Source organism: Streptomyces viridosporus (genome assembly GCF_002078235.1).
Classification (GTDB): domain Bacteria; phylum Actinomycetota; class Actinomycetes; order Streptomycetales; family Streptomycetaceae; genus Streptomyces; species Streptomyces viridosporus.
This window is the reverse complement of the sequence record NZ_MSGP01000341.1, coordinates 1-21,739: the sequence shown is the minus strand read 5'-3', so window position 1 is coordinate 21,739 and position 21,739 is coordinate 1. Positions and strand designations below refer to the sequence as shown.

Below are 21,739 nucleotides of genomic sequence, written 5' to 3'. Positions count from 1 at the left end.
CGGTGGTCCCGGCGGCCCCGGTGGTCCCGGTGGTCCCGGCGGCCCCGGGATGAAGCCGGGCGGCATCCTCAACGTGGCGCTCTGCTACCGCTATCCGCGCGGCGCGGTCCTGGGCACCGACCCGGCGACCCCGGTCATCCCCGAGGGAGTGGTGCTGAACGGCGAGCCCGGCAGCCGCGCCCCGCACATGTGGCTGGACCGCGCCGGCACCCGGATCTCCACGCTCGACCTGTACGAGCGGTCGTGCGTGCTGCTGAGCTCCGCGGACGGGTCCTGCGACTGGCACGGCGCGGCGGCGAAGGTCGCGAGCGACCTGTCCGTACCGCTCGACGCGTACCGGATCGGCGACGGCCCCGCCGCGGAGCTGACCCCCGAGGACGGCGCCGGCTGGGCCCGGGCGCACGGGGTCACCGAGGACGGCGCGGTGCTGGTCCGCCCCGACGGCTTCGTCGCCTGGCGCTCCGAAGGCGCCGCGCCCGACCCGGCGGCGGCGCTGCGGGAGGCCGTCACCACGGTCCTGGCGCGGCACTGACGGGGAGCGGCGGGCGGCGGGCGTCACGTTCCGCCGGCGCCGCCCTGCCGTCCCCGTTCCGCCTTGGCCTGGTGCTGCTCGAACCGCTGGACGGCGGGTCCGTCGGCGTTCCACGGCCAGGGCGTGACCATGCCCTGCAGCGTCTGGAACACGTGGTGCGCGTCGGCGGCCCGTCCGGCCGCGTCCAGCGCGTACGCCAGCACGTTCAGATCGGCCGGCGCCGCCGCGTGCTGGAAGAAGCCCGGCTTCGCCCACAGCGCGGCGGCCTGCTCCAGCGAGGCCGCGATCTGGCCGCCCTCCCACAGCTGACCGGCCGTCATGGCGCGGACCCCGCCCTGCGCCACCAGCCCCTGGTACTGCCGGACGGCGGCGGTCAGCTCGACGGCGGCGCACGGCGCGTTGGCCGGGATGCGGGTGCGCACCACGTCGACGAAGTCGAGGACGGCCGCGCTCGAACCGCCTTCCTCCGGTGACAGGTAGGCGAGCATCTGCAGATACGCCTCGCGGTGCCAGCGGTCGCGTCCGGTGGCCTCCCGCCAGATGGCGTTGACCTCGTTCTGCGGGTACCGCTCGACCCGCGCCACGCCGAGCAGGACCACCCACGGCAGCGGGTCCGCCGGGCTCAGCTCGGCGGCGCGGTGGCACTGGGAGACCACCTGTCCGGCGTCCTCGAGGTGTCCGTCCCGCAGACCGCGCGCCAGGCGGACCCACGCGTGGAACACCAGGGCGTCGGCGTGCTCCGGTTGCCGGGCCAGCCAGGCCTCCGCGATCCCCGTGTCGGCCGCCGCCCCGGCCAGGACCGACGTCCGGTGGCTGCGGCGGTCCCAGTCGTCCCCGGTCTCCTCCAGCAGGGAGGAGACGAGCGCCACGTCCTGGGCCCGGCCGCTTCCGCTCCGCTTGCTCAGCCGTCCCAGTACGCGGGCCAGTTCGGCGTCGTCGAGTGCCGGAACGATACGGGGACGTCTGCTGGTGCGACTGCTGAAGAGGGGCATGCCCGAAGACTAGGAAGCCGGGGTGCCCGGGCAACCCATAGGAGCCGATCGTTACCGATCTGCCCCTTACCGGCCGGTCAGGCACCTGTTCCGCCGCACGCCGAGGGGCGGGGCCGGCTCTTCTGCCGGCCCCGCCACCGTGGTTCCGCTCCTGTGCTCCCGGGTCAGGCCGCCGGGGCCGGGAACGTCGGGTACTCCACCCCGGAGACGTGCTGGACGACGCGGACGACCTGGCAGGAGTAGCCGAACTCGTTGTCGTACCAGAGGTAGAGGATCGCGTTGTCGCCCTCGACCTTCAGGGCGCCGGCGTCGACGATCGAGGCGTGGCGCGAGCCGATGAAGTCGCTGGAGACCGCGTCGGGGGCGCTGATGAAGTCGATCTGCCGCTTCAGCGGGGAGGTCAGCGACACGTTGCGCAGGTAGTCGAGGACCTCCTGGCGGTCGGTCGCCCGGCCCAGCCGGAGGTTGAGGATCGCGATCGAGACGTCCGGCACGGGGACCCGGATCGAGCTGCCGGTGATGGTCGCCTCGAGGTCGGGCAGCGCCTTGGCGACGGCCGAGGCGGCACCGGTCTCGGTGATCACCATGTTGAGCGGCGCGGACCGGCCGCGGCGGTCCGACTTGTGGTAGTTGTCCAGCAGGTTCTGGTCGTTGGTGAACGAGTGGACGGTCTCCACGTGGCCGCTCAGCACACCGTACTCGTCCGCCATCGCCTTCAGCGGCGGGACGATCGCGTTGGTGGTGCAGGACGCGCAGGACAGGATCTGCTCGTCCGGCTTGAGGGTGTCGTGGTTGACGCCGTGCACGATGTTGGGCACGTCGCCCTTGCCGGGCGCGGTCAGCACCACCTTGTCGATGCCGGGACGCAGGTGCTGCGAGAGGCCCTCGCGGTCGCGCCACTTGCCGGTGTTGTCGATGAGGATGGCGTTCTTGATGCCGTACGCCGTGTAGTCGATCTGCGACGGGTCGTCGGCGTGGATCACCTTGACGGTGTTGCCGTTGGCGATGATCGTGCTGTTCGCCTCGTCGACGGTGATCGTGCCCTGGAACTGTCCGTGCACGGAGTCCCGGCGCAGCAGCGAGGCCCGCTTGACGAGGTCCTGCTCACCGCCCCGGCGGACCACGATGGCGCGCAGCCGCAGGCCGTTGCCGGAGCCCGCCTTCTCGATGAGCAGGCGGGCCAGGAGCCGGCCGATGCGGCCGAAGCCGTAGAGGACGACGTCGCGCGGTTCACGACGGTCGATCTTGTTGGCACCGGTGGCGCCGGCGACGGCCTCGGCGGTGAACTCCGCCACCGACAGGCCCCGGTCGTCGGCGCGGTAGGTCGCGGCCAGCATGCCGATGTCGATCTGGGAGGGCCCGAGGTCGAGCGTGGTGAGCGCCTGCAGGAAAGGCAGCGTCTCGGTGACCGAGAGCTCCTCGCCGGCGATCTGCCGGGCGAAGCGATGGGTCTTGAGGATGCTGACCACCGACTTGTTCACCAAGGAGCGGCTGTGCAGCAGGACGGTGACGTCCCGCTCGCGGTGCAGCTTCCCGATGATCGGGATCATCGACTCCGCGATCTCCTCGCGGTGCTTCCAATTGGTGAACGAGTCTTCATTGACAGTCACAGGATTATCTTTCGAGCTAGACGGCGCTCATATGATAACCATGGCTTCGGCGGGGCTCCGAGGGGGTGTCCTTCCGGCTCCGTGCGCCCCTCGGGAAGCCCTCGGGAAGCCCTCGGGAAGTCCCCGGGAGGCCCCCGGGAACACGTCGGCCCCGCAGGATTGCGCCCCCCGCGATCGGGTACGCGTCCAGCACTGTGCCCGGGGAGGGTCTTGTCCCGGGCGGGCCGCACGACCGCCGCTACCAGGGAATCTGTCATGGAAACACCCGCGCACGAGAACAACGCCCCCACACCCGCCCAGCGGGCTCTGGACGCCCTCGCGGAGAACACCGAGGACACGGCGGCGCTGGACGCCCTCGCGAACAGCGACGTCCTGATCCCGGTGCCCGACGACGCCGGTGACGGCGAGGCGGCCGACCCGGGCGCGGTGGCGCTTCCGGTGCTGGAGCAGCCGGGCGGCACCCAGGTGGTGCCCGTGTTCACCTCCGAGCTGGAGATGGCCGGGCTGCTGCCGTTCGTGTCCCGTTACCGCCTGGTCCCGCTCGGCGCGCTCGCCGCGCAGTGGCCGGCCGAGGATCTGTCCCTCACCATCGACGGCAGCTCCGAGCACCGTCTGACGCTCACCTCGGAGGGGGTGCGTACCCTGCTGGCCCGGCCGTAGCCCCGGTGGCCCCCGAAGCTCCGGTGACCCGTGCGCCTACTCGCCCAGCGCGCGGGCCAGGGCGGCACGCTGCACCGGCAGCACCTCGCCGTGCAGGTCGCGCCCCTTCCGCGTGAGCGTCACGTACACACCGCGCCGGTCCTCCGCGCACACGCTGCGCTCGACCAGGCGGTCCCTCTCCAGCCGGGCGATGAGGCGGGACAGCGCGCTCTGGCTGAGGTGGACCCGGCCCGCCAGGTCCTGCACCCGGCACCGCTCGCCCTCCCGGGGCCCCGCGGTCACCAGCAGGTCGAGCACCTCGAAGTCGGAGGCGCCGAGGCCGTACGGGTGCAGCGCGCGGTCGATCTCGCCCAGGGCGCGGGCGTGCGCCGCGAGGATGCTCCGCCAGCGCTCCTCGAGACGGTCACCGGCCGTGTTCGCCGCCATGGTCGAACGGTAACACCGGTTCGATGTTCAACGACCGGGCGCGGGGCGCGGCTCCCGCGCCCGGGCCGAGCCGGACCGCCCCCTACGTCGACGCCGCCCCTATGCCGACGCCGCCCCCTACGTCGACTCCCGCTTCACCAGCTCCGTCGGCAGGATCACCGCCGCCGGGTCCTCACCGCCCATCTGGGCCAGCAGCACCCGCACCATCTCCGTGCTGATGCGGTCCCAGGGCTGGCGGATGGTGGTGAGCTCCGGGCTGGCGGCGACGGCCGCGGGGGAGTCGTCGAATCCGCCGACCGCGACGTCCTCGGGGACGCGGCGCCCCGCGCGGTGCAGCGCCGTCAGCACGCCCTGGGCCATCAGGTCGGAGGCGACGAACACGGCGTCGACGTCCGGCGCCCGCGCCAGCAGCCGCTCCGCGCCCGCCTCACCGCTGGCCCGGCTGTAGTCCCCGGAGACCACGAGCCGCTCGTCGATCTCCATGCCCGCCTCGCGGAGCACCTCCTTGTAACCGGCGAGGCGCTCCACGCCGCCGGGGGTGTCGAGCGGGCCGGTCACCACGCCGATCCGCCGCCGCCCCAGCGCCAGCAGGTGCCGCACCATGTCGCGGGCGCCGTCCCGGTCGTCGGCGGCCACGTAGCTCACCTTCGAGCCCAGCCCGATCGGCTTGCCGCAGGCGACCAGCGGCACGCCCGCCGCCCGCAGCTCCTCGGCCACGGGGTCGCCCGAGTGGCTGGAGACCAGCAGCACCCCGTCGACGTGCCCGGCGGTGATGTACCGCGTGATGCGCCGCCGTTCGTCGTCCGTGCCGGCCAGCATCAGCAGCAGCGGGACGTCGTGCGCGGCCAGCGCCTGGGTGCAGCCGCGCAGCAGGACGTTGAAGTTGGGGTCCTCGAAGAACCGCTCCTGCGGTTCGGTGAGCAGGAAGCCCACCGAGTCGGAACGGCCGGTGATCAGCGAACGGGCGTGCCGGTTGACGACGTAGCCCGTCTTGCGGATGGCGGCGTCGACCGCCTGAGCCGCGGCCGGACTGACGTAGTGGCCGCCGTTGAGCACGCGTGAGACGGTGCCGCGCGAGACCCCCGCCTCGCGCGCCACGTCGTGGATCGTCGGCGGCTTGCGCCTGCCCCCCGTGTTGCCCATGGTCATGACTTTACGGCCCCGGAGAGCAGATCCAGGCTCCAGAACCGTTGGACGACCAGGAAGAGGGCGACCAGCGGGAGCACCGCGAGGAACGCGCCCGTGATCACCAGCGTGTACAGCGCCGGGGTGTTGGCGCCCTGCTCGAGCAGGGTGTACAGGCCGAGCGTGATCGGGAACTTCTCGTCGTCGCTGAGCATGATGTACGGCAGCAGGAAGTTGTTCCAGACCGCCACGAACTGGAACAGGAAGACCGTGACCAGCCCGGGCACCATCATCGGCAGCGCGACCCGGGTGAAGATCCGCCACTCGCCCGCGCCGTCCATCCGCCCGGCCTCCACCACGTCGGCCGGGACCGCGGCGGCGGCGTAGATCCGCGCGAGGTAGACGCCGTAGGGGGAGAGGATCTGCGGCAGCAGCACCGCCAGGTGGGAGTCGGTGAGGTCGGCCTTCGCGAGCAGCAGGTACTGCGGGACGGCGAGGATCACCGGCGGCATCAGCACACCGGCGAGCAGCACGTTGAACAGCGTCTCGCGGCCCCGGAAGCGGTAGGTCGCCAGCGCGTAGCCGCTGAACGCCGACACGCACGTCGACAGCAGCGCGCCCAGCCCGGCGTACAGGGCGGAGTTGCCCATCCACCGCCAGTAGACGCCGTCGCGGTAGGCGTGGAGGTCGGAGAGGTTCCCGGCGAGCCCGGTGCCCGGCCAGAACGTGAAGGTGGAGAACAGTTCCCGGCCGGACTTGGTGGACGCGATGACCACCCAGGCGACCGGCAGCAGGCAGTAGAGCGCGCCGAGCAGCAGTACCAGCGTCGGGACCGGCGCGATCCGGCGGCGCCGCGCCGGACCCCGGGCCGTGCCGGGGGCGGTGCCGGTCGCGGGCTCGGACGTGCGCGGGGTGAGGGAGCTCATCGGGCGTCTCCTTGACCGGCGTCCCGCTTGTTGCCCCGGTCGGCGGCCCGCAGGAAGCCGAAGGACAGCACCAGGGTGACCAGCGCGATGAGGGTCGCCTGTGCGGCGGCGGCGTGGATGTCGCCGTTGCCGAAGGCGTCCTGGTACACCTTCATCAGCGGACTCCAGGTGGTGGACACGGAGTTGGTGAGCGGTTTGAGGGTGGTCGGTTCGTTGAAGACCTGGAGCGTCGCGATGATCGAGAAGAAGAAGGTCAGCACCAGCGAGGGCGCCACCATCGGGATCTTGATCCGCAGGGCGATCTGCAGCGGGGTGGCGCCGTCCAGCTTCGCCGCCTCGTACACCTCGGCGGGGATGGCCCGCAGCGCGGTGTAGATGACGATCATGTTGAAGCCGGTGCCGCCCCAGACCGCGATGTTCGACAGCGCCAGGTACAGCGGACCGCCGTCCAGCAGGTCCGGCTGCGGCAGGCCCAGCTCGTCGAGCACGAAGTAGAAGGGGCTCACGTCCGGCAGGTACAGGAAGCCCCACAGCAGGGCCGCCACCACACCGGGGACGGCGTACGGCAGGAAGATCGCGAGCCGGGTGAAGGGGGCCAGCCGCACCCTCTCGGAGTCGAGCATCAGCGCGAACAGCAGGGCGAGGCCCAGCATGACCGGCACCACGATGCAGCCGTAGCCGAGCACGCGCAGCGCGCCGCCGAGCAGCTCGCTGTCGGACAGGGCGCCGGTGTAGTTCTCCAGGCCGGCCCAGACCTCCGTCCGGGCGCCGGACCCCAGGCCGAGGCCGGAGACCCGCACCTTGCGGAGGCTGAGCCAGAGCGCGTAGCCGATGGGCAGCGCGAAGAACAGCAGGAACAGGGCGGTCGCGGGGACGAGGAAGAGGTACGGGGCCCTCTTGACCCCGTACGACCCCCGGCGGCGTGCGGATCTCACCGAGCGACCCCGAAGCCCTGCTTCTCCAGGTCGGCGACCGTCTCCTTCTGCATGGTCCCCAGGGCGGCGGTGAAGTCCGACCTGTTCTTCGCGGCGGCGCCGAAGGCGTCCTTGAACGCGGTGTAGGCGACGTTGACGTTCGGGCCCCAGGCGGACGGTGCGGTGGTCTCCGCGATCCGGGCGGCCTTCTTGTAGAAGTCGGGCTGGTTGGCGAAGTACTCCGGCGGGCTGGTGAAGGCACCGCTGAGCTGGGCCGAGGTGGAGGCCGGGTAGATGCCGCTCTCCTTGGCCAGCGCGTTGAGGGCGTCGCCGTCGGTGTTCAGCCAGGCGGCGAACTCGGCGGCGGCTTCCTTGTGCCGGGAGTCCGTGGTCACGGCGGTGGAGGAGCCGCCCCAACTCCCGGTCCGGCTCTCGCCGTCCGACCACTGGGGGAGCGGGGCCATGGCCCACTTGCCCCGGGTGTCGGGCGCGGCCGTGGTCAGCGTGCCCGGTGCCCACACGGCGCTGACCCACGCGATCTGCTTGCCGGTGTTCAGCGCCTTGTTCCAGGCCGGGGTGTACATCGGCTGGTTGTCGATGGCGCCCTCCTCGACCAGGCCGCCCCAGAACTCGGCGACCTTCCGGGTCGCCCCGTCGTCGATGCCGACCTTCCACTTGTCCCCGGAGGTGGTCCACCACCGCGCGCCGGCCTGCTGGGCGAGACCCGCGAACAGGCCCGAGTCGTTGGCGGAGAAGGTGGTCAGGTCCTTGTCGGGGGCCACCTTCTTCACCTTCCGCGCGGTCTCGGCGAACTGCTCCCAGGTCGCCGGGACGCTCAGGCCGTACTCCTCGAACAGGTCCTCGCGGTAGTAGAACATCATCGGACCGATGTCCTGCGGGACCGCGTAGACCGCGTCCGTGCCGAGCGTGGTCTGCTGCCAGACGCCGTCGGCGAACCTGTCCTTCACGTCGCCCACGTGCTCCGCTATGTCGGCCAGCGCGTCATTGCTGACCAGGGTGGGCAGCGCCTGGTACTCCGCCTGCACCAGGTCGGGCGCCTTGCCGGCCTTGTGCGCGGTGAGGATCTTGGTGACCAGCGTGTCGCCGGACGCCTGCTTCTTCACCGTGACGGTGATCTGCTCCTCCTTGCCCGGCCCCTTGTTCCACAGGTCCACGACCTTGTCCATGCCGGGCGCCCAGGTCCAGTACGTCAGCGAGACCGGGCCCGACCGGGCCCCGCCGTCGTCGGACGACGAGCCGCAGGCGGTGAGTGCGGTGGCGCCGAGCACGACGGCGACGGCGGAACTCACGAGGCGACGACGCTTCGTGTACGGCATGGAACTCTCCCCTGACCTGGGGCCCCCGCCTGCTGCGGGGACCAGCCATGCTTCTGTGAGCGTTCACAGTAGAGAAACATCCCGGACACTTGTCAATGGTTGTTGCTGTGCGGTTATGTTGGCCCGACCGCACCGTCAGGGTGTGTGTACGTTCACAAATGATCGAGTGCATCGGGAGAATCCATGCCGGAGACCACCCCCAGGGGCCTCACCGGGCTCGCCTTCGGTGGGGACTACAACCCCGAGCAGTGGCCGGAAAGCGTCTGGCAGGAGGACGTCCGGCTGATGAGGGAGGCCGGCGTCACCCTGGTGAGCGTCGGCATCTTCTCCTGGGCCCTGCTGGAGCCCTCGCCCGGTGCGTACGACTTCGGCTGGCTCGACCGCGTCCTGGACCTGCTGCACGAGAACGGCGTCCGCGTCGACCTCGGCACGCCCACCGTGGTGCCGCCGGCCTGGTTCTACCGCGCCCACCCCGACGCCCTGCCCGTCACCGTCCGGGGCGAGCGGCTCGCGTTCGGCTCCCGCGGCGCCATCTGCCACAGCAACGCCGACTACCGGGCCGCCGCGGCGAACATCACCACCCGGCTCGCCGAACGCTACGGCGACCACCCCGCGCTCGCGATGTGGCACGTCCACAACGAGTACGGCGTCCCCGTCTCCGCCTGCTACTGCGACTCCTGCGCCGCCCACTTCCGCCGCTGGCTGGCGCGGGCGTACGGCACCGTCGACGCCGTCAACGAGGCCTGGGGCACCGCCTTCTGGGGCCAGCGCTACGCCTCCTTCGAGGAGATCGACCCGCCGCGCCTGACCCCGACGGTCGGCAACCCCGCCCAGGCGCTGGACTACCGGCGGTTCGCCGACGCCACCATGCGCGAGAACTTCACGGCCGAGCGGGACGTCCTGCACCGCCTGTCCCCGGGGATCCCGGTGACCACCAACTTCATGACCGCCCTCAGCCAGTGCGACTCCGTCGACTACTGGGCCTGGGGCCGCGAGGTCGACCTCGTCACCAACGACCACTACCTGATCACCGACGGCCGCCGCACCCACGTCAACCTCGCGATGGCCGCCGACCTCACCCGATCCGTGGCCGGCGGCGCCCCCTGGCTGCTGCTCGAGCACTCCACCTCGGGCGTCAACTGGCAGCCCCGCAACCCCGCCAAGGCGCCCGGTCAGATGGCCCGCAACTCCCTCGCGCACGTGGCCCGCGGCTCCGAGGGAGCCCTGTTCTTCCAGTGGCGCCAGTCCCGGCGCGGCGCCGAGAAGTTCCACTCCGCGATGGTGCCGCACGGCGGCACCGACACCCGTGTCTGGCGCGAGGTGGTGGAACTCGGGGCGTCCGTCGGCTCGTTGGCGTCGCTGCGCGGCACCCGCACCGAGGCCGACGTCGCCGTGGTGTGGGACTGGCAGTCCTGGTGGGCGCAGAACCTCGACTGGCGGCCCAGCGAGGACCACGACGCCCGCGAACGCGCCGACGCCTTCTACGAGGCCCTCTACGACCGCCACCTCACCGTCGACTTCGCCCACCCGGAAGCCGACCTGTCGGGCTACCCCCTGGTCGTCGTGCCCGCCCTGTACCTGATGACCCGGGCCGCCGGGGACAACCTCCGCGCGTACGTGGAGAACGGCGGCACGCTCGTCGTGTCGTACTTCTCCGGCATCGTCGACGAGCACGACGCCGTGCACGAGGGCCCGCACCCGGGCGCCCTGCGCGACGTCCTGGGCCTGACCGTCGAGGAGTTCTCCCCGCTGCCGGCGGGCGGGAGGGTGCGCCTGACCGGCCCCGGGGGAGCGGAACTCGACGCCGACGTCTGGACGGAGTTCGTGGTGCCGCGCGGCGCCGAGACCGTCTGGACGTACGCCGACGGCCTCACCGCCGGGCACCCGGCCGTCACCCGGCACCGCCTCGGCGGGGGCACCGCCTGGTACGTCTCCACCCGGCTGGGCGCCGAGGGCCTGGACGCCCTGCTCGGCCGGGCGGTCGAGGACACCCCCCTCGCCCCGCGCGCCGATCTGCCCCGCGATGTCGAAGTGGTGCGCCGCACTGGCGAGTCGGGCACCTTCCTGTTCGCGATCAACCACACCGCCACCGACGCCAAGGTGCCGCTGGAGACCGCCGGCACCGAGCTGCTGACCGGTGAACGCGCCGCGGGCCGCCTCGCGGTCCCGGCCGGAGCCGTCCGGGTCGTGCGCCTCGACGGCTGAGCCGCGACTCCCCTCCGCCCGCGCGAGCCACCCGAGCCGCGGGCGGAGGGGGCCCTCGCCCTCCGGGCGCCAGGGCACCCCTCTCCCCACGTCGAAGGGACGACGAACGGTCATGTTCCATCCCGGACGCACACTCCGGGCCCTGCTGCCGCTACTGGTGGCGGGGCTCGCCCTCACCGCACCGCCCGCCCCGACCGCCGCGGCCGCGAGCACGCTCACCAACGGGGGCTTCGAGGCCGGCGGCTCCGGCGCGGCCACCCCCGCCGGCTGGTCCGAGTACGGCGACACCGGCGCCTCGTTCTCCGAGGCCGGCGGCCGCGGCGGCGGGCACCGCCTGGCGCACTGGTCGTCCTCGGCCTACAAGGTCGAGACGTACCAGCACCTGTCCGGGCTCGCCAACGGCGACTACCGGCTCACCGCCTGGGTGCGCTCCGGCGGCGGCCAGAACGCGGCCCACCTCGCCCTGAAGAACTGCGGAGGCGCCGAGCAGCGCACCGACCTGCCGGTGTCCGCCGACGGGTGGATCCGCATCGTCGTGCCGGTCAGGGTGACGAACGACCAGTGCACCGTCAGCGTCACCAGCGACGCGAACGCGGGCAACTGGATCAACGTCGACGACCTGACCCTCGCCCCGGGCACCTCCGGCCTGTCCGTCAAGGGCGCCGACATCTCCTCCCTGCCCAAGAGCGAGGCCAGGGGCGGGGTCTACCGGAGCGCTTCCGGTTCCGCCGGCGACGCGGTCGCCCTCCTGAGGTCCGCCGGCATGAACTACGCCCGCCTGAAGGTCTGGGTGGACCCGGCCGACGGCTACAACGACAAGGCGCGCGTCCTGGCCCTGGCCAAGCGGGTCAAGGACCGGGGCATGAAGCTGCTGGTCGACTTCCACTACTCGGACACCTGGGCCGACCCGGGCAAGCAGACCAAGCCGGCCGCCTGGGCCGGACACGGCTACGACCGGCTGAAGGCGGACGTCCACCGCCACACGCACGACGTGCTCGGCGCCCTCAAGGCCCAGGGCACCACCGCCGACATGGTCCAGATCGGCAACGAGATCAACGGCGGCATGCTGTGGGACGAGGGCTCCACCGCCCACTGGCCCCAGCTCGCCGGACTGCTCAACTCCGGCTACGACGCGGTCAAGGCGGTCGATCCGTCCACCGTCGCCGCGCTGCACCTCGCCGAGGGCGGCGACCTCGACGGCACCCGCTGGTGGTTCGACAACGCGGTGTCCCACGGCGTGCGGTTCGACGCCATCGGCCTGTCGTACTACGGCTACTGGCACGGCACGCTGCACGACTTCCAGACCACCCTGGACGACGCGGCCGCCCGCTACGGCAAGCCCGTCTTCGTCGCCGAGACGGCCTACCCGTTCCGGCTGGACAGCGAGGACGCGCACGAGAACATCATCGACACCGCCGAGGAACTGGTCCCCGGCTACCCGGCGTCCACGACCGGGCAGACCCGGTGGATGAACGACGTGGCGAGCATCGTGGAAGCCGTCCCGGACGGCCGCGGCCTCGGCGTCTTCTACTGGGAGGCGACCTGGACCGCCCGCACCGGCAACGGCTGGGACCCGGCCGACCCGTCCTCCGGCAACGGCTGGGAGAACCAGGCGCTGTTCGGCTACGACGACCGCGCGCTGCCCGCGACGGCGTGGTTCCGCCACCGGTGAACACGGCGGACCGTGAGGTCCGGTCCCGGCCGGACCCGTGCCGCCCGGGACCCGGCCGCACCATCGCGGTCGGGTCCCGGACAAGCCGCCGGAGTCCGGGACACGGGGGCCCCGGGCGCGGGAGAGTGGAGGCGCCCCCGAGAGAGGAAGCCCGGGACGGAGGTGGACACGGTGCTGAGGACTCCCGTCGACGGGACACGACTGCGCATCCTGGCGTGGCTGAAGGAGCCGGGTGTCGCGGAGCGCGGTGCCACGGTGGACGCCGTGGCCACCAGGTTCGCCCTGCCCCACGCGGTCGCCCGCACCCACCTCCGGCTGCTCGCGGCGGCCGGCCTGCTGCGCACCGGCCACGTCGCCGGCCGCCCGCACTACCGGCGCGACGAGGTGCGGATCGCCGAGGTGGCGCGGATGTTCGAGAAGGGCTGGTAGCGGGCACGGCCCCGAAACGCCCCGTGCCGCGTCACGCGGCCGCGGGCCCCGCACCGACCGTGCGCCCTTCCGTCAATCCTTCAGCACGGGGCCCCACCTGAGCCGCAGGAACAGGGCCACCACCGCGCCGCCCAGCACCGCGGCACCCGCGATCGTCCAGGGCACGGGCCGGCCCGACCGGTCGTCGCCGCGTGCCACCGGAGTTGGGGCGGGCTCCGCCTGCTGCCCGGACAGCGGCCGGTCCCGCAGGGCGTCCGGTGGGCCCACCGGATCCGGCCGGTCCCGCAGGGCGTCCAGCGAGCCCACCGGATCGACCCGCCCGGCCGCCTCGAACCCCCAGTCCAGCAGCGAGCGCGCCTCTTCGTACACCGCGTGCGCGCCGCCCGAGCGGGGGTTCATGACCGTCACCACCAGGGTGCGTCCGTCCTGCCGCGCGGCGGCCACGAGGGTGTGTCCGGCGTTGCTGGTGTAGCCGTTCTTGATGCCGATCAGCCCCGGGTAGGGTTCGACTCCGTCCGCCCCGGTGAGCAGCCGGTTGGTGTTCCGGATCCCGTAGGAGCCGCCGTCGCGGCCCGGGAACCGCGCCTCGATCCGGGCGCAGTACCGCGCGAACTCGGGGTTGCGCAGCCCCGCCCGGCCGAACACCGCCAGGTCGAACGCGGACGACACCTGGCCGGGCGCGTCGTAGCCGTCGGGCGACTCCACCCGGGTGTCGCGGGCGCCCAGGGCGTGGGCCCTGGCCTCCATGCGCTCGGCCGTGGCCCGCCAGCCTCCGCCGAGCGAGGCCAGGACGTGCACGGCGTCGTTGCCGGAACTGAGGAAGACCCCGTTCCACAGGTCCGACACCTCGTAGGTATGGTTCTCGGCGACTCCGACGAGGCTGCTGCCGGGGCCGATGCCCCGCAGGTCCCGTTCGCTGACCTCGTGCCGGAGGCCGGCCGGCAGGGCCGGCAGCACGGTGAGGGCGAACAGGGTCTTGAGGGTGCTGGCGGGCGGCAGCCTGCGGTGCGCGTCGTGCGCCGCGAGCACCGTGCCGGTGCCCGCGTCGGCCACCAGCCACGACTTGGCGGACAGCTCCGGGACCTCGGGTGCCCCCGCGCGCGGCCGGACGTGGGTGCCGGACCGGTACAGCAGGGACGCCGGCGGTGCCCCCGCCCGCGGTCCGGTGCCGGGCGACGGTACGGGGCCCGCCCTGGTACCGGCGGTCGCCGCGGCGGGTGCGAGCGCCAGCAGGCCCGCCGCGCAGAGGGCGCAGGTGGACGTGGCAGCCCGCAAAGTAAATCCGATAGTCATACCGCAAACGTAGGAAGGAACGCCCGGAACACCGTGCTGCCCCGGCCGGAAGCCGTCCGGGAGCACCCGGATGCCGCACGCCGCGGCGTCAGCCGCCGGGCAGGGTCGGCTGGACGCGCCGCAGGAACGCCGCGTTGTCGGGGGTCTCGCGCATCCGTGCCAGCAGCGTCTCCAGGCCGGTCCGCCCGTCACGGGAGGAGGACTGCAGGACGCGCCGCAGGCCCTGGACGGCGGTCAGTTCGGCCGGAGCGAGCAGCAGCTCCTCGCGGCGGGTGCCGGAGGGGGTGATGTCGACGGCGGGGAACAGCCGGCGGGACGCCGCCTCGCGGCTGAGCCGGAGCTCCATGTTGCCGGTGCCCTTGAGCTCCTCGAAGTAGAACTCGTCGGCGCGGGACCCCGTCTCCACCAGGGCCGTGGCGAGGATCGTGAGCGAGCCGCCCTCCTCGGCCCGGCGGGCCGCGCCGAAGAACCGCTTCGGCCCGATCAGGGCGGAGGCGTCGACGCCGCCGCTGAGGGTGCGGCCACCGGAGGCGGCCGCGTTGTTGTGCGCCCGGCACAGCCGGGTCAGCGAGTCGAGCAGCACGACGACGTCCTCGCCCGCCTCGACGAGCCGCTTGGCCCGCTCGATCACCAGTTCGGCGAGGGCGATGTGGTCCTTGGCGGGCCGGTCGAAGGTCGAGGCGTACACCTCGCCGCGCACCGAGCGCCGCATGTCGGTGACCTCCTCGGGCCGTTCGTCGAGCAGCACCACCATCAGCCGGCACTCGGGGTGGTTGCCGGCGACGGCCGCCGCGAGCTGCTGGAGGAGGACGGTCTTGCCGGTCTTGGGCGGGGCCACGAGCAGTCCGCGCTGGCCCTTGCCGACCGGTGCGAACAGGTCGACGACCCGTCCGGCCGCCCCGGACGCCGGGTGCTCCAGGCGCAGCCGCTCGTTCGGGTGAAGCGGGGTCAGGTCCCGGAAGTGTCGCCGTCCGCGCAGCGCGTCGGGCGCGCGGCCGTCGACCCGGGTGATCTCGGCCGGCCCGTGCCGGTCGCCGAGGACGGCTTCGACGCGGTCGCCCTTGCGCAGGCCGTACCGGCGCAGCAGCGCGGGGGAGACGGGAGGGTCGGAGGGGGAGGGGAGGCAGTGCTCGGCGCGCAGGTGCCCCTTCCCGGCCGCGTCGATGTCGAGGACGCCGGTGACGATCCGGGGCCGCTGCCGGACGGGAGGGTGCTCGAGCGTGGGGGTGGTCATGGAGGCGGTCCTTTCGTGGACGACGGGCGGAAAGGTGCGGTGGGAAGGTGGGGAAACCGCGTGGGAGGGCGGATGCGCGCCTCCGGACGGCGGGAACAGCACCTTGGCCGCGGCGGGACGAACCCCTGGCCGACGAGGTGGTGTGGGAAAGCCGATGCGCCGGCCGGAAACGACGGGCGGAGCGGCGAACCGAAGGGAAAACCCGGGAAGAACGGGCACCGACGCCCGAACGAGGGCGCGTCACAGGTGCTGCTCGCACTGTACCACCCGGTGCGGGGGTACCGGTGGAGAAAGGGAAGAAGGGCCCGCCGGTGACGACCGGCGGGCCCGGATTGCGGTGCGTACGGCGTGCGGGCGCCGCTCCCGCACGCGTGGGGGCGGCGCCCGCACGCGCTCAGGCCGAGTGCTCCCGCGCGTCCCGCGCGATCCGCTCGAACCGTGCTCCCATGGCCGCCGCCAGTGCCTGCGCGCCCGACAGCGGGCGCACCATCACCGTGAATTCGTCGATGAGCCCGTCGTCGCCGACGTGGATGAAGTCGCAGCCTTCGATCTCCCGGTCGCCCACCCGCGCGGTGAAGACCAGCGCGTGGTCGCGGCCGCCGGCGTCGTTGATCTCGCGCACGTAGCGGAAGTCCTCGAAGACCCCCGCGACCGCCCGCAGGATCGCCCCGGTGACCGGTTTGCCGGTGTACGGCTTGAACACGACGGGGCTGGTGAAGACGACGTCCTCCGCCAGCAGTGCCACGGCGGCGTCGAGGTCACCGGCCTCGACCGCCTTCCGGAATGCCTGCATCGCGCCCCCTCATAGTCAACTAATTGAATAGGTGCGGATGAGAGTATCCAGCCGCTGTTAACGTGTCCACATGTCCCTCAAGTACGCCGTCCTGGCCGCCCTCCTGGAGGGGGAGGCCTCGGGTTACGAGCTGTCCAAGATCTTCGACGTCTCGTTCGCCAACTTCTGGGCCTCCACGCCGCAGCAGCTCTACCGGGAGCTGGAGCGGCTGACGCGGGACGGGCTCGTCGAGGCCCGGGTGGTCCGGCAGGAACGGCGCCCGGACAAGCGGATGTTCACCCTCACCGAGGCCGGTCGAAAGGACCTGCGGGCCTTCGCCGCCGAGCCGCCCCGGCGGCCCACCGCCATCCGCGACGAACTGCTGATCAAGGTCCAGGCCATGGACGGCGCGGACCCCGGGGCGACCCGCGCGCTGGTCGAGGAGCGGATGGCGTGGGCGCGCGGCAAACTCGCCCGCTACGCGCGGGTGCGCGAACGGCTGCTGGACGGCCGCTCGGAGGAGCAGTACCTGCGGGAGGCGGACCGGGTCGGACCGTACCTCACCCTCATGGGAGGGATCGCCTTCGAGGAGGAGAACCTGCGCTGGTGCGAGCGCGTGCTGACGGTCCTGCGGCAGCGGGCCTCCCCGGGGCGGTCCGATGTTCGGTCCTGAAGGCCCCGGTCTGCGCGAGCTCGCCGTCCAGGCGCTGTCGTCCGTGGAGCACGGCTACGACCTCCTCGCGCCGAAGTTCGACCGCACCCCCTTCCGTACGCCCGAGGCGGTGCTCGACGCCACCGCCTCGGCGCTGCGGCGGATGGGGCCCTTCGACGCCGGGCTCGACCTGTGCTGCGGCACCGGCGCGGGCACCGGGGTGCTGGGGCGGGTCTGCGGAGGGAGCGTCACCGGCGTGGACTTCAGCGCCGGCATGCTGGCCGTCGCGCGGGAGCGTGCCGGGTCCGCCGGGCCGCCGGTCACCTGGGTGCGGGCGGACGCGCGGGCGCTGCCGTTCCGGCCCGTCTTCGATCTGGTGGTGAGCTTCGGGGCGTTCGGTCACTTTCTGCCGCGTGAGCTGCCGGGCCTGTTCGCCCAGGTCCACTCGGTGCTGCGACCGGGAGGCCGTTTCGTCTTCCCCGTGGTCGCGCCGCCCCGGCCGGGCTCGCTCGGGTACGCGGTGCTGCTCGGGTTCGACGCGGTGATGCGGGTGCGCAACGCCGTGTGGCGTCCGCCGTTCGTCATGTACTACCGGACGTTCCGCTTCGGTGACGTCCGGCGCGAACTGGCCCGGGCGGGCTTCGGGGTGGAGTTCCACGCCCTGCCCGAGCTCGGACGGCGGCGGGACGGCAGTCCGCGCGTACGCCTGGTTGCCGCGAGGCGCCCGGAGGCCTAGCGGGTTGGATTTTCCCACCAGGTCCTTCCAGTGCGTTGGATTTTCCAACTCAACTGGTTACGGTAGCTCGCGTGACCATGACTACGCATGCCGAGACCCCTGTCGATCCGCTGTGGTGGTCCTGGGAGGGGGCGCACGGCGGCTGGGTCGCCGGCGCGGCGCTGACCGCCGTACGGGACGCGTTCACCGGCGGCCACCGGCCGGTCCGCTCGCTGACCACCCACTTCCTGGCCCCGGTCGGCACCGGGCCGCTGCGGTTCTCCGGGACCACCCCCGCGACCGGCCGCTCCACCGCCACCTGTCTGTTCACCGGCCACCAGGACGGCGAGCCGGCCCTCGTCGGCTCCGCCCTGTTCGGGCCGCGTCGTACCGGCCCCGGGTACGACGGTCTCCCGGCCCCGGACGTGCCGGGGCCGGACGACTGCCCCCCGCTGCACCTGCCCGTCGAGCAGGTCCCCTTCGCCCGGCAACTGGAGATCCGCCCCGCCACGGCCGACCGGCCGCTCGCCGGCGGCCCGCGCGCCGAACTCGTCGCCTGGATCCGCTTCCGCGACGGCCGGGGCCTCGGCGCCGCCGCGGTCACCACCCTCGTCGACGCCCTGCCACCGGCCCTGTACGCCCGCTGGCGCACCCCGCGCCCGGTGCCCACCGCCGAGCTGACCGTCCACTTCACCGACGCCCTCGACGACGAGGCCCCCGAGGGCTGGGCCCTCGTGCGCATCCGCACCGACCACGCGGGCGGCGGCTGGGCGGTCGACGACAGCGCCGTGTGGTCGGCCGGCCGGCGTCTGCTGGCCACCGGCCGCCAGGCCCGTGTGGTGCGGGAGCCACGGGACCGCAGGCCGCCCGGCGGGCCCGGGGCCGGTCGGACCGCGGCCGGTCAGACCGCGGCCGGTACGGTGAACTCGTAGACCAGGGCGTCCTGCTGGGCGTCCACGAGCAGTTCGGTGACCTCCAGCGGCCGGGCGTACTGGTCGTGCACCCGCCGGGTGACCCGCACCGACGGGGTTCCCGCGATCCGCGTGATCGTGTCGCGGTGGTGCAGGGTCAGGCCCGCCCGGCGCATCCAGTCGTAGGCCCGCCGCAACTCCGCGGCGGCGGCGCCGTCGGCGCGGTCGCGGTAGCGGGCCAGCTCCCCGACCTCCGCGAGGGCCACGGCGGAGAACGAGGTCACGGCCGTGCGCAGTTCCCGCCCGTCGGCCGACACGGACCAGTAGCGGTGCACCAGCGTCGGCCGCGCCGGGGCCGCTCCCAGGGCCTCGGCGTGACCGGGAGGCGGAGTCTCCCAGGCGACGGTGGCCCGGTCCGCCGCGCACCGGGCGGCGGGCCGGGCGCCGACCGGGAAGCCGAGGGAGGCCGGCGTCCGACTCGGCGGGCCGGGCAGGGCGGCGTGGCTGCCCCGCCGGTCGGTGGCGACCAGCCCGTCGCGGCGCAGCATCCGGAGCGCCTGCCGCACGGTCTCCCGGCTGACCCCGAAGTGCTCGGCCAACTGCCGCTCCCCGGGGAGGCGTTCGCCGGGCGGGATGGCCCCGCCGCGCAGTTCGTCGAGCAACTCCCTCGCGATCCGCAGGTAGAGGGGCGTCCCTGCCTCGTGCGGATGATCGTGCGGGGTGGTGCGGGCCATGCCGCGCCTCCTGGTGGTGACGTTCCGTAGCCGTTCGGGCTCGTTGCGCCACCACATCTACCACTGGTCTAAACCAGTAGGGAAGGGCGGTCCGGCGGTTCGGCCGGAACACGTCCCGGCGCCACCCCCGTCACAGCGCGCCGTACAGGGCGTCGACCAAGGCCGTCTTGCGGGGGTCGTCGGCGACATGGGGCCCCATCCGGTTCATCGTGTAGCCCAGCGAGACACCCGCCTCCGGGTCGGACAGCCCGCAGGATCCGCCGAACCCGTCGTGTCCGAAAGCCCGCGGGTTCGGTCCGTACGAGCCGTTGGGCCCGCTGAGCCACAGGCCGAGCCCGATCTCGGTCTCGTGCCGGAAGCCGGCCCCGAGCACCAGGTCCCGGCAGGCGCCCTGTCCCTCGCGCACCCGCTCGGCCGCCGACGGTGACAGGAAGCGGCGGCCGCCGTACGCGCCGCGTCCCGCGAAGACCGCGTACAGCGCGGCGACGGCCCGCGCGGTGCCGTGGCCGTTCGCGGCCGGTATCTCGGCGGCCCGCCACTCGGGCGTGTTCGCGCCCGCCGCGCCCACCGCCGGATTGGCCAGCGCCGCGACGGCCGCGGGCGCCAACCGGCCGAACGTCTCCGCCTGTTCGGCGCTGCGCCGGACCGGGGGCTGCACCAGTTCGGCCACCCGGCCGGCGTCCTCGGCCGGCAGGCCGATGGTGAAGTCGATCCCCAGCGGCCCGGTCACCTCCCGCTCGAGGAAGGCCCCGGGCCGCAGCCCCGACACCCGCCGCACCACCTCGCCGACCAGGTGGCCGTACGTCAGCGCGTGGTACCCGGACCGCGTGCCCGGCTCCCACCAGGGCTCCGTCGCCGCGAGCCGCCGGGTGGTCAGCTCCCAGTCGCAGAGCTGCGCGAGCGAGTGCGGCTCGCGCAGCCCGGGCAACCCGGCGCGGTGCGAGAGCAGATGGCGCACGAGGACCTTCTCCTTGCCCGCCGCGGCGAACTCCGGCCAGTACGCGGCCACCGGCGCGTCGAGGTCGAGCAGCCCCCGGTCGGCGAGCATGTGGGCGCACAGGGCCACCGGGCCCTTGGAGGTCGACCACACGTTGACCGTGGTGTCCCGCTCCCAGGGCCGGGTGCGCGCCGCGTCGGCCCAGCCGCCCCACAGGTCCACCACCGTCTCGCCGTCCACGGTGACGGCCACCGCGGCGCCCAGCTCCTCCCGTTCCCGGAAGTTCTCCTCGAACGCCGCCCGCACCGCCGCGAAGCGCGGCTCGCAGTGACCGTGGACTCGTACCTCGTGCTCGGACATGGGCCCTCCGCCGACCGTCGGAAACCCGGGCCGCGGTGTCGCGGTCCGGGCGGCAAGAACGTACCGACCGGTCGGACCGGATGGAAGGCCGCCGGTGCGGCACGAGCGGCCGCCTCAGGCGTAGGAGCGCATCCAGCGCAGCTTGGCCGCCTCCTGGAACGGGCCGCCGCCCTCGTGGTCGTTGAAGTCGTACACCTCGATCGCCTTGTCCTCGTGCGCCCAGGCGTTGAAGGCCGCGAAGACGGTCGAGGGCGGGCAGGTCTGGTCCTCCAGGGCCGCCGAGAACAGGGCGGGCGCCCGGCCGCGGGCGGCGAAGTGCACGCCGTCGAAGTAGGACAGGGTGCGCAGGGCCTCCTCGAAGCGGCCGCGGTGCGTCTTGAGGTAGAGGCCGATCTCCCGGTACGGGTGCCGGTCGGTGAGCGTCGTCGCGCGCGGGAAGTCGCACAGGAACGGCACGTCCGGCGCGACGCCGACCAGGTCCGGGACCAGAGCGCCCACCGCGAGGGTGATGCCGCCGCCCTGGCTGGCGCCCACGGCCACCGTGCGCCGCTCGTCGGTCAGCGGGTGCGACCGGGCCGCCTCCACCGCGCGCACGGCGTCCGTGAAGACCCGGCGGTAGTAGTAGTTCTCGGGCGCGTCGATGCCGCGCGTCATGAACCCGGGGTACGCGGGCGCCCCGCCCACCGGGTCCGGGGTGCCGCCGCCGGCGCCCCAGGCGCTGCCCTGGCCGCGGGTGTCCATCACGAAGTGGGCCCGGCCCGTGGACGCCCACAACAGGTGCTCGTGGGGCAGCCCGCGACCGCCGCCGTAGCCGATGAACTCCACCACCAGCGGCAGCGGGGCGTCGGCGCCGGCGGGCAGTACCAGCCAGCCCTTGACGGGGTGACCGCCGAACCCGGCGAACGTCACGTCGAAGACCCGCACCGTGGACAGCCCCGTGTCGACCGGCTCGAAACGGGCGTCGAGATCGTACGCGCGCGCCTCCTCGAGCGTCTTGGACCAGAACGCGTCGAAGTCCTCGGGCGCGGTGGACTCGCTGCGGTACGCGCGCAGTTCGTCGAGGGGAAGGTCGAACAGGGCCATCAGGGACCGCCTTTGCGAAGGGACAGTGCGCAGCGATGACACCGTATGTGGATCACGGGAGGGACTGCCAGGGTTTCCGTGATACTTCCCCCATGCGGTCCCGGTGGGAAGACCCGCTGGTGGAAAGAGTAGTAAGCGATTTCTCCCGATCGGCTTCCGACGCCGCCCGGAGGGGCGGCCGGGGCGGCGGCCGGGCGGGTGCGGGCGCTCGTACCGGGGG

At 73.2% G+C, this 21,739-nt stretch carries 21 protein-coding genes; 8 read left to right on the top strand and 13 right to left on the bottom strand.

Annotation, left to right across the window (positions count from 1 at the left end; translation table 11 throughout):
• On the top strand, positions 1–532 hold a 532-nt coding region (locus B7L92_RS23960), incomplete at its 5' end, for an aromatic-ring hydroxylase C-terminal domain-containing protein (RefSeq protein ID WP_497591308.1).
• A 23-nt stretch (positions 533–555) separates the two neighbouring features.
• Here the strand turns inward: B7L92_RS23960 and B7L92_RS23955 are convergent.
• Both B7L92_RS23955 and B7L92_RS23950 read right to left on the bottom strand, forming a co-directional pair.
• The gene (locus tag B7L92_RS23955) at positions 556–1,524 is read right to left on the bottom strand and encodes a tetratricopeptide repeat protein (RefSeq protein WP_081239504.1); all 969 of its coding nucleotides are present in this window, start codon (positions 1,522–1,524) and stop codon (positions 556–558) included.
• 164 nt (positions 1,525–1,688) lie between these two features.
• A complete protein-coding gene (locus tag B7L92_RS23950) occupies positions 1,689–3,134 on the bottom strand; it encodes a glyceraldehyde-3-phosphate dehydrogenase (protein ID WP_081239503.1) in 1,446 nt (481 codons plus the stop codon).
• 255 nt (positions 3,135–3,389) lie between these two features.
• Here B7L92_RS23950 and B7L92_RS23945 point away from each other — a divergent pair, with 255 nt between their 5' ends.
• Positions 3,390–3,794, top strand: coding sequence for an SseB family protein (locus B7L92_RS23945; protein WP_004991640.1), 405 nt, complete (start codon positions 3,390–3,392; stop codon positions 3,792–3,794).
• Positions 3,795–3,830: 36 nt separating this feature from the next.
• On the opposite strand, the gene B7L92_RS23940 is transcribed toward B7L92_RS23945, so the two are convergent.
• From B7L92_RS23940 to B7L92_RS23920, 5 genes are all read right to left on the bottom strand, one after another.
• On the bottom strand, positions 3,831–4,220 hold the full coding sequence (locus B7L92_RS23940) for a MarR family transcriptional regulator (protein ID WP_081239502.1): 390 nt from the start codon (positions 4,218–4,220) through the stop codon (positions 3,831–3,833).
• Between the two features lie 117 nt (positions 4,221–4,337).
• Positions 4,338–5,369 carry a LacI family DNA-binding transcriptional regulator gene (locus tag B7L92_RS23935; RefSeq protein ID WP_081239501.1) on the bottom strand — a complete coding sequence of 344 codons (1,032 nt, stop codon included), beginning with the start codon at positions 5,367–5,369 and terminating at the stop codon, positions 4,338–4,340.
• Positions 5,366–6,271, bottom strand: a complete 906-nt coding sequence (locus tag B7L92_RS23930) for a carbohydrate ABC transporter permease (RefSeq protein ID WP_081239500.1) — start codon at positions 6,269–6,271, stop codon at positions 5,366–5,368. Before B7L92_RS23930 ends, B7L92_RS23935 begins: the two co-directional genes overlap by 4 nt.
• Positions 6,268–7,206 (bottom strand): carbohydrate ABC transporter permease, encoded by a 939-nt coding sequence (locus B7L92_RS23925; RefSeq protein WP_081239499.1) that lies wholly within the window; start codon positions 7,204–7,206, stop codon positions 6,268–6,270. Before B7L92_RS23925 ends, B7L92_RS23930 begins: the two co-directional genes overlap by 4 nt.
• Complete coding sequence (locus B7L92_RS23920) at positions 7,203–8,522, bottom strand: ABC transporter substrate-binding protein (RefSeq protein ID WP_081239498.1); 1,320 nt, start codon at positions 8,520–8,522, stop codon at positions 7,203–7,205. Before B7L92_RS23920 ends, B7L92_RS23925 begins: the two co-directional genes overlap by 4 nt.
• 183 nt (positions 8,523–8,705) lie before the next feature.
• Here B7L92_RS23920 and B7L92_RS23915 point away from each other — a divergent pair, with 183 nt between their 5' ends.
• From B7L92_RS23915 to B7L92_RS23905, 3 genes are all read left to right on the top strand, one after another.
• Complete coding sequence (locus B7L92_RS23915; RefSeq protein WP_081239497.1) at positions 8,706–10,727, top strand: beta-galactosidase; 2,022 nt, start codon at positions 8,706–8,708, stop codon at positions 10,725–10,727.
• Positions 10,728–10,839: 112 nt separating this feature from the next.
• Positions 10,840–12,399 (top strand): glycoside hydrolase family 53 protein, encoded by a 1,560-nt coding sequence (locus B7L92_RS23910; RefSeq protein WP_081239496.1) that lies wholly within the window; start codon positions 10,840–10,842, stop codon positions 12,397–12,399.
• 162 nt (positions 12,400–12,561) lie between these two features.
• Complete coding sequence (locus B7L92_RS23905; protein ID WP_081239495.1) at positions 12,562–12,828, top strand: helix-turn-helix domain-containing protein; 267 nt, start codon at positions 12,562–12,564, stop codon at positions 12,826–12,828.
• 72 nt (positions 12,829–12,900) lie between these two features.
• On the opposite strand, the gene B7L92_RS23900 is transcribed toward B7L92_RS23905, so the two are convergent.
• From B7L92_RS23900 to B7L92_RS23890, 3 genes are all read right to left on the bottom strand, one after another.
• Positions 12,901–14,121, bottom strand: coding sequence for a D-alanyl-D-alanine carboxypeptidase family protein (locus B7L92_RS23900; protein ID WP_081239494.1), 1,221 nt, complete (start codon positions 14,119–14,121; stop codon positions 12,901–12,903).
• Positions 14,122–14,209: 88 nt separating this feature from the next.
• Entirely contained in the window at positions 14,210–15,355 is a 1,146-nt protein-coding gene (rho, locus tag B7L92_RS23895; RefSeq protein WP_081239493.1) for a transcription termination factor Rho, read from the bottom strand.
• Positions 15,356–15,749: 394 nt separating this feature from the next.
• On the bottom strand, positions 15,750–16,148 hold the full coding sequence (locus B7L92_RS23890) for a nuclear transport factor 2 family protein (protein ID WP_081239492.1): 399 nt from the start codon (positions 16,146–16,148) through the stop codon (positions 15,750–15,752).
• 70 nt (positions 16,149–16,218) lie between these two features.
• Here B7L92_RS23890 and B7L92_RS23885 point away from each other — a divergent pair, with 70 nt between their 5' ends.
• The 3 genes from B7L92_RS23885 (at position 16,219) to B7L92_RS23875 (ending at position 18,426) form a co-directional block, all read left to right on the top strand.
• Positions 16,219–16,800: a PadR family transcriptional regulator gene (locus B7L92_RS23885; protein ID WP_081239491.1), complete on the top strand. Its 582-nt coding sequence runs from the start codon at positions 16,219–16,221 to the stop codon at positions 16,798–16,800.
• Positions 16,787–17,515 (top strand): class I SAM-dependent methyltransferase, encoded by a 729-nt coding sequence (locus B7L92_RS23880; protein WP_081239490.1) that lies wholly within the window; start codon positions 16,787–16,789, stop codon positions 17,513–17,515. The genes B7L92_RS23885 and B7L92_RS23880 overlap by 14 nt, the downstream gene beginning before the upstream one ends.
• Positions 17,516–17,592: 77 nt before the next feature.
• A complete protein-coding gene (locus B7L92_RS23875; protein ID WP_438364020.1) occupies positions 17,593–18,426 on the top strand; it encodes an acyl-CoA thioesterase in 834 nt (277 codons plus the stop codon).
• Here B7L92_RS23875 and B7L92_RS23870 read toward each other — a convergent pair.
• The 3 genes from B7L92_RS23870 to B7L92_RS23860 all read right to left on the bottom strand — a co-directional run bounded on the left by B7L92_RS23870 (position 18,396) and on the right by B7L92_RS23860 (position 21,519).
• Positions 18,396–19,139, bottom strand: coding sequence for a GntR family transcriptional regulator (locus tag B7L92_RS23870; RefSeq protein ID WP_081239488.1), 744 nt, complete (start codon positions 19,137–19,139; stop codon positions 18,396–18,398). The genes B7L92_RS23875 and B7L92_RS23870 overlap by 31 nt on opposite strands.
• Before the next feature lie 130 nt (positions 19,140–19,269).
• Positions 19,270–20,436, bottom strand: coding sequence for a serine hydrolase domain-containing protein (locus tag B7L92_RS23865; protein WP_081239487.1), 1,167 nt, complete (start codon positions 20,434–20,436; stop codon positions 19,270–19,272).
• A 114-nt stretch (positions 20,437–20,550) separates the two neighbouring features.
• Positions 20,551–21,519 (bottom strand): acetylxylan esterase, encoded by a 969-nt coding sequence (locus B7L92_RS23860; RefSeq protein WP_081239486.1) that lies wholly within the window; start codon positions 21,517–21,519, stop codon positions 20,551–20,553.
• Between the last annotated feature and the right edge of the window lie 220 nt (positions 21,520–21,739).

Excerpts from the sequence above, each read along its gene's own strand:
- B7L92_RS23945 (WP_004991640.1), top strand. The coding sequence starts at position 3,390 with ATGGAAACACCCGCGCACGAGAACAACGCCCCCACACCCGCCCAGCGG.
- B7L92_RS23900 (WP_081239494.1), bottom strand. The coding sequence starts at position 14,121 with ATGACTATCGGATTTACTTTGCGGGCTGCCACGTCCACCTGCGCCCTC.
- B7L92_RS23890 (WP_081239492.1), bottom strand. The coding sequence starts at position 16,148 with ATGCAGGCATTCCGGAAGGCGGTCGAGGCCGGTGACCTCGACGCCGCC.
- B7L92_RS23920 (WP_081239498.1), bottom strand. The coding sequence starts at position 8,522 with ATGCCGTACACGAAGCGTCGTCGCCTCGTGAGTTCCGCCGTCGCCGTC.
- B7L92_RS23910 (WP_081239496.1), top strand. The coding sequence starts at position 10,840 with ATGTTCCATCCCGGACGCACACTCCGGGCCCTGCTGCCGCTACTGGTG.
- B7L92_RS23865 (WP_081239487.1), bottom strand. The coding sequence starts at position 20,436 with ATGTCCGAGCACGAGGTACGAGTCCACGGTCACTGCGAGCCGCGCTTC.
- B7L92_RS23915 (WP_081239497.1), top strand. The coding sequence starts at position 8,706 with ATGCCGGAGACCACCCCCAGGGGCCTCACCGGGCTCGCCTTCGGTGGG.
- B7L92_RS23885 (WP_081239491.1), top strand. The coding sequence starts at position 16,219 with ATGTCCCTCAAGTACGCCGTCCTGGCCGCCCTCCTGGAGGGGGAGGCC.
- B7L92_RS23955 (WP_081239504.1), bottom strand. The coding sequence starts at position 1,524 with ATGCCCCTCTTCAGCAGTCGCACCAGCAGACGTCCCCGTATCGTTCCG.
- B7L92_RS23860 (WP_081239486.1), bottom strand. The coding sequence starts at position 21,519 with ATGGCCCTGTTCGACCTTCCCCTCGACGAACTGCGCGCGTACCGCAGC.
- B7L92_RS23930 (WP_081239500.1), bottom strand. The coding sequence starts at position 6,271 with ATGAGCTCCCTCACCCCGCGCACGTCCGAGCCCGCGACCGGCACCGCC.
- B7L92_RS23935 (WP_081239501.1), bottom strand. The coding sequence starts at position 5,369 with ATGACCATGGGCAACACGGGGGGCAGGCGCAAGCCGCCGACGATCCAC.
- B7L92_RS23875 (WP_438364020.1), top strand. The coding sequence starts at position 17,593 with ATGACTACGCATGCCGAGACCCCTGTCGATCCGCTGTGGTGGTCCTGG.
- B7L92_RS23870 (WP_081239488.1), bottom strand. The coding sequence starts at position 19,139 with ATGGCCCGCACCACCCCGCACGATCATCCGCACGAGGCAGGGACGCCC.
- B7L92_RS23940 (WP_081239502.1), bottom strand. The coding sequence starts at position 4,220 with ATGGCGGCGAACACGGCCGGTGACCGTCTCGAGGAGCGCTGGCGGAGC.
- B7L92_RS23880 (WP_081239490.1), top strand. The coding sequence starts at position 16,787 with ATGTTCGGTCCTGAAGGCCCCGGTCTGCGCGAGCTCGCCGTCCAGGCG.
- rho (WP_081239493.1), bottom strand. The coding sequence starts at position 15,355 with ATGACCACCCCCACGCTCGAGCACCCTCCCGTCCGGCAGCGGCCCCGG.